Below are 6,140 nucleotides of genomic sequence, written 5' to 3'. Positions count from 1 at the left end.
TGAGCTGAGTATTTAGCTTTACCATTTTCGCCCGGCACCAGATACAAACAGGATAAAATACCACCAGTGCTGGTTCCCGCAATCATATCAAAATAATCACCGAGTTTACTGGAGCTGTTGTTATCCATCTTTTGCAGAATTTTTTCCAGTTCCATAAGAATAGTGCCTGGAATTATTCCTCTTACACCGCCACCGTCAATCGATAAAATTCTTATTTTTTTCATAAATAAAAATGGCAAATAAATTTTAAAAATACTTTAATAAATATACCTTTTTATCAATGCAATTGCAAGGGATGTTTAAATTTAATTTTTGTACTAGTAAGTTTTTTTGGGCAAAAAATTTAAACTGGTAAAATTACAATTGTGTTCGGCAGATTTATTTTAAAGGCCACAAAAAGTTATATTATTATGGCTTTAAGTGATTTTCGTTATTGAAAGATTTGTACTTAGTGTTTATTATTTATTTTGATATCCAGCAATGAATTGCGAAAAAAATATTTTCATAAAATTATTTAAAATAATTTATTGGTATTATTTTAACCTGTGTGAAAAACAATATGACAGTAATTGCAGTTTAAAAAGTTTCACTTGCCGGGAACAATTTTTGGAGGGAAACTTTACCAAATTCAGTTACGTGGATAGCCTGAGATATATTGAGTATTGCGTAGAAAGTATAGCTAAGGCTTGAGTTATAAAAAACAGTATTATTAATTGTTGCGCATAAATTGTAGTATCTCTTTATAATGTGGATTATAGGAATTTAAAAACTGCGTGATCATAGGCTTGTGCTTTTTACCTTTTAAAAGATGGTATTCTGGATGGTAGCCTAATTTTTTTAGTGCCTCAAGTAATTGCAGATTTCCCAATTGTATGGATGGATAAGTTTTACCGCCCACATAAATAAGCATGGGTGCCATGCCTGCATGAAGATGGTATAATGGGGATGCTAACTTCCAGTTTGCAGTATCGTTTGTAAAAGTTTGAATGTATGTATTTGAATCCGGAAAATGTTCATGTTGTAAGTACGCATACATATTGATTCCGGCGGCATCAATTAAGATGTTACCTTTTATTGGATTCAGTATTCCTTGCTTTTCAAAATAATCGTTTCGCACGGTAACCAAAGTAGCCAAATGTCCGCCGGCAGAATGACCGGAAACAAAAATTTTATCCGGGTTACCGCCATACCGTGCTATATTATCTTTTACCCATTTAATGGCAGTTGCAACATCGGTAGCCATTACATCATAATTAACGGCAGGGCTTTTGGGATAATCCATAATTACAGTCACAACATCTTTTCGGGCCAGTCTGTTTCCAAAAAAGTTATATAAATCTTTATGTCCCGAATTCCAGTTGCCCCCATAAACAAAGACCAGTACATTTTTTACGGCTGCATGCTGGCGGGGTGCAAAAACATTTAATTTTTGTGCTTCAATATGGCGAACAGTATCAACAGGTAAATAGGTTATATTTTTAGATCGGGTTACTCTTTTAAAAGCACAACCTGTAATGGTTGCCAATAATAATAAAGCAATCAACAAGGGGGATATTTTTTGCATCGGTAGTAGACGTAATTTGATTTATAATAAAGAATTAAAATTACTGATTGTTTTTAAAGCAATATTATTTTTTACCCGTAGCTGGTGGCAATGTTACATACACTACCAATCTATACAGCGGCTGTTTTGTATCAATACCAACAGCCAAAGCCTGCAACAGTAAAAAAGTTTTAATTGAAATGAGGAAACAATTTTATAATATAGTTCGTACTGTTAGCTTACATTAATTGTTGTAGCGCAGGTACAACGGCCTTCTGAAAGCTGCTGATACCAACAGCAGTCAATAGGTATTGTGATTTTTTTTCACTGAACAAAAAGTGCAAAGATCCTGGTGGATTTAGAATAATAAAATAAGTTTTATCTCTCAATGCTTCTAAAGTGTTTTCATTAAAACAATCACCAAAGCTCCACAAAAAATAAAGCTAACTTTACCGCTCTATCAGCCAGGCTATCGCTTCCCGCCATTGGCGGGGGGAGGAAAGTCCGGACAGCAAAGAGCAACACACCGGTTAAGCGCCGGCTGCCAGTAAAAGGGCAAGAGATAGTGCCACAGAAAATAACTGTCTCACCTTAGGGTGGGATGAGGGTGAAAATGTGAGGTAAGAGCTCACGGGTTTTTATAGTAATATAAAAACCGGGTAAACCTTGTGTGCTGTAATGCCATGTACACCTGCGCCTGAAGGCGGCTCGTTTGATTCTGATAACAATTGGAAGCGCAGGAGGGTAGGCAGCAAGACCTTGTCAGTAATGGCAAGGCCAGATAAATGATGGCCGTTCTGATTAAATTCAGGATAACAGGATCCGGCTTATTGGCTGATAGATTTTTTTAAATTTTTGATGGCGTATGGGCTAATTGCCGCAATACTTTTTCCGTGGCAATAGGTAATAATAATGTGTGGTACGCTTCCTGTAAAGGTTCCGGCCCGGCACGATTATTTTTCAGCAGATGTCCTTATTCAAAAAAGTAATCTTTGTTCATGGTTAATATTTTTCTCGTAATAAGGATGAAACAATTTTATCAATAGGAAGTGTAATTACTTCCGGAGAAAATTTTTCCCAGTCAATAAAACGAACGGTTTCTATTTGCTGGGTTTGCTGATATATTTGTAACTGAGATTCATCAAAATCAAATTCGGTTGTTTTAATTGTTACACTAATTGGCTCCAGTGCATGAACAAAATAATAAATGGCGATGATCTGGTCGTCAGTTTTAAAAGCACTCATCTGAAAAATATCGGTTGTATAAATATGATCTCCAACGCATACATCCAGGTTCATCTCTTCTTTAAATTCTCTTTGCAAACAATCTCTGGTGCCTTCACCAAATTCCAATCCGCCACCTGGAAATTTGGTATAATATTTACCCCTGATGTACTCATCACTAACCAGCACCTGCTTGTTTTCATTTAATAAAATGCCATATACCCTTACGTTAAATAGTTTCACGTTATTTTTTACTTTTAAAATAGTTAACAATTACAAAGGCAACAATGAGCAGGGAAATAATTGCCGGCACCCAAAATGCATACAGTGTGTCTTTGTAAGGAACTGGCACATTCATACCATAAATACTTACAATTAAAACAGGGATACTTAAAAAGATGATTACCGTTGTAAGCCGCTTTAATATTACATTTTGATTATTACTGCTGATGCTTGCAAAAGCATTCAATGTGCTGTTTAAAATATTGGTGTAAGTATTGGCCATCTCAAGTGCCTGGCTGGTTTCCACCACCAGGTCGTCTAAAAAATCTTTTTCGTCTTCATTCAATTGTAAAAAATTAGTTCTGGCTATTTTTACCATCAGCAGTTCGTTGCTGCGCAGTGCGGTAATAAAATATACCAGGCTTTTCTGTATGCGCATTAACTGTAACAATTCTTCGTTGCGGTGGGCAATGTATAATTTTTGTTCCAGCGTATTGCGGCGCAGGTTAATCTCTTTCAGGTAATCCTGAAAATTGGTGGTTACCTTTTCAAATATTTTCAGCACCATCATATTTTTTTTATCCATGCTGCGGTTTTGAAAAGTATTCAGGAACTTTTTGATGGCTTCATTTTCAAATGAATTAACGGTAACAATCTGGTTATGGGTTAAAATAATACAGATGGGTATGGTGATATAAAAGGCATCACTCTCGTTAAAGGGATTATTTTCGGTAGGGGTTTTTATCACCACCAGTTTTACATTGTCATCAATTTCGTATCGGCTGCGTTCATCTATATCCAGCGAATCTTTTAAGAAATCAATGGGTATTTCCAGGCATTCGCTCAGCTCATTAAACTCTTCCTGTTTTAAGGGAGGCAATACATTTACCCAGGTATCCGCTTCCGGCTTATCTACTGCAATTGTTTGGTGATGAATATTTTTAAAATATTGTATCATGTATAGTTGATGACTTATTTGCTGATGTGTGATATCTGATTTAACTATTTTATCACTTCAATTTGTAAAAACATTAAACGAATCAATTTATCGCAGAGCGTAATAAACGTAGAGAATTATTAATTATTAATTTTTAATTAATATTCATCTCTCCCTTAAACACAAATTCTGCCGGTCCGCATAACCAGATATTTTTAAAATGATTGTCATCCAGTTTATCAAATTCAACACTTAACCGGCCTCCTGGAGTTTTTACATCTACTTTATTAAAACCGCTTTGGTTGTGAGCACTTAATACTGCAGCAGCAGTTACACCTGTACCACAACTAAGTGTTTCATTTTCCACACCTCGTTCATACGTGCGTACAAAAATAGTATCCTCATTGATGGTTTCAACAAAATTTACATTGATCCCTTCTTCAGCAAACGATTTGCTGTAGCGTATATCAGCGCCTGTTGCTGCTACATCTACTTCTTCAGCATTGTCTGTAAATTTTACAAAATGCGGAGAGCCGGTATTAATAATGGCATGGTGAGTATGGTAATCTACTTCCTGTACATCCTGCATTTTTAATCTAACGGTACCATCGCTGTCAATCTCCGCCTGGTGTTCTCCATCTATGGCAAAAAACCGATACATACTTTTATGTATTCCCTGGTGATGGGCAAATTTTACCAGGCACCTGCCACCATTACCGCACATAGTACTTTCATTTCCATCTGCATTGTAATAAATCATTTCAAAATCGTATCCTTCTTTTTTGCTCAGTAACATTAATCCATCTGCACCGATACCAAAATGCCTGTCGCAGATCAGTTTTATTTTTTGCGTTGTTAATGGAGCAACTTCAACATGGTAATTGTCAATTATTACAAAATCATTTCCCGTTCCATGGTATTTATAAAATTCTATTTTCATACTGTGCGTAGTGTTTATTGGTAAAGATGATCAATTATCATTCAATTGTGTTTCTAAAATTTCCAGAGATTGTTTAATTAAATTTTCAACAGCCAGTACACCATTTGTAGAAAACGTTTTACTGATGCGGTTTGCCACAATGGCGTTTAAGCTTAAACAATGATGCCCCAATGCAGTACCGAGGCCATAAATTGCAGACGTTTCCATTTCAAAATTACTGATGCGGTGATTGCCAAAACTAAAATTAGTTAACTGGTCAATCAGTTGCGGATAGGCCAGGCCCAGCCGTAATATTCTTCCCTGTGGTGCATAAAATCCGGGGCAGGTAACCGTTATCCCCTGGTGATAATTTTTTGTAAAGTGCTTTAACAACTGCATACTGGCCATGTGAATATAGGGCGAAATATCGCCTGAATTTAATTGTGTGTGCGTGTTAAATGCCTGTATCAGTTGTATATCCGCTTCGTTAGGTTGGGTACGGTAAAAATTCATCAGGTTATCAAGTCCCAGGCCATGTGTACTGGCTACAAAACTATCTACTTCAATTTCCTTTTGCAATGATCCCGAAGTGCCAAAACGGATAATATTTAAGGAAGTTAGTTGCTCTTTAATCATCCTGGTTTCAAAATCAATATTTACCAATGCGTCCAGTTCATTCAATACAATATCAATATTATCAGGGCCAATACCAGTACTTATGCAGCTTACCTGCATTTTGCCGATATAGCCCGTATGGGTTATAAATTCGCGGTGCTCATTTTTAAAATCAATGCGGTCAAAATATTTACTTACTTCTTTTACCCTGCCAGGGTCGCCTACTGTAATAATGGTAGTGGCAATTTCTTCCGGCCTGCAGTTGATGTGGTACACAGCGCCCCGATCGTTAATAATTAATTCAGATTCTGCTATGCAACTACTCATGTTGTAACATTTGAATGCCGAATTTCGGTTATACTAATTAAATTTTCTAATAAAAAATTCCCCTATATTTGCCCACGTTAAAATAAGGTCCTGTGGCCGAGTGGCTAGGCAAAGCTCTGCAAAAGCTTCTACAGCAGTTCGAATCTGCTCGGGACCTCCTAAAGGGATTATCAGCTGATAATCCCTTTTTCTATTCTTACCTATCCTTACTTTTAGTGGCTAATTTTCAAGTAGTTATAACAGTTTAAGCTTTTTCTTCTCTAATTTCTTATTTAGCTTTATTTCACTTTAATAGCGAATTTGATAGAGTATTTGATAGAGTAAAATTGAGATCTATTCATCTGCCATCATAT

The 6,140-nt window shown here is 36.2% G+C and carries 7 protein-coding genes, 1 tRNA gene and 1 other RNA gene; 3 read left to right on the top strand and 6 right to left on the bottom strand.

Annotated features, from left to right (window positions below):
• The coding region (locus H7254_RS13395) for a patatin-like phospholipase family protein (protein WP_301933448.1) at positions 1-224 on the bottom strand (224 nt) is incomplete at its 3' end.
• A gap of 256 nt (positions 225-480) precedes the next feature.
• On the opposite strand from H7254_RS13395, the gene H7254_RS21515 reads away from it, so the two are divergent.
• Complete coding sequence (locus H7254_RS21515) at positions 481-690, top strand: DUF4372 domain-containing protein (protein ID WP_367875445.1); 210 nt, start codon at positions 481-483, stop codon at positions 688-690.
• 19 nt (positions 691-709) lie between these two features.
• Here H7254_RS21515 and H7254_RS13390 read toward each other — a convergent pair whose 3' ends face one another.
• Positions 710-1,564, bottom strand: a complete 855-nt coding sequence (locus tag H7254_RS13390) for an alpha/beta hydrolase (RefSeq protein ID WP_301933447.1) — start codon at positions 1,562-1,564, stop codon at positions 710-712.
• Between the two features lie 435 nt (positions 1,565-1,999).
• On the opposite strand from H7254_RS13390, the gene rnpB reads away from it, so the two are divergent.
• Positions 2,000-2,389: RNase P RNA component class A (rnpB, locus tag H7254_RS13385), an RNA gene on the top strand.
• 156 nt (positions 2,390-2,545) lie between these two features.
• Here rnpB and H7254_RS13380 read toward each other — a convergent pair.
• The 4 genes from H7254_RS13380 to H7254_RS13365 all read right to left on the bottom strand — a co-directional run bounded on the left by H7254_RS13380 (position 2,546) and on the right by H7254_RS13365 (position 5,787).
• Positions 2,546-3,010, bottom strand: a complete 465-nt coding sequence (locus H7254_RS13380; RefSeq protein WP_301933446.1) for an NUDIX hydrolase — start codon at positions 3,008-3,010, stop codon at positions 2,546-2,548.
• Between the two features lies 1 nt (position 3,011).
• Positions 3,012-3,947: a magnesium transporter CorA family protein gene (locus H7254_RS13375; protein WP_301933445.1), complete on the bottom strand. Its 936-nt coding sequence runs from the start codon at positions 3,945-3,947 to the stop codon at positions 3,012-3,014.
• Positions 3,948-4,080: 133 nt separating this feature from the next.
• Positions 4,081-4,866, bottom strand: a complete 786-nt coding sequence (gene dapF, locus H7254_RS13370) for a diaminopimelate epimerase (RefSeq protein ID WP_301933444.1) — start codon at positions 4,864-4,866, stop codon at positions 4,081-4,083.
• 30 nt (positions 4,867-4,896) lie between these two features.
• Positions 4,897-5,787 (bottom strand): nucleoside phosphorylase, encoded by an 891-nt coding sequence (locus tag H7254_RS13365; protein WP_301933443.1) that lies wholly within the window; start codon positions 5,785-5,787, stop codon positions 4,897-4,899.
• A gap of 86 nt (positions 5,788-5,873) precedes the next feature.
• Between H7254_RS13365 and H7254_RS13360 the strand changes: the two genes are divergently transcribed.
• Positions 5,874-5,944: transfer RNA gene (locus tag H7254_RS13360), tRNA-Cys, on the top strand.
• Positions 5,945-6,140: the final 196 nt, after the last annotated feature.

It is taken from the genome of Ferruginibacter sp. (genome assembly GCF_014377975.1).
Classification (GTDB): domain Bacteria; phylum Bacteroidota; class Bacteroidia; order Chitinophagales; family Chitinophagaceae; genus Ferruginibacter.
Note: the sequence above shows the minus strand (reverse complement) of the source record. Positions and strands in the feature narration are given on the sequence as shown.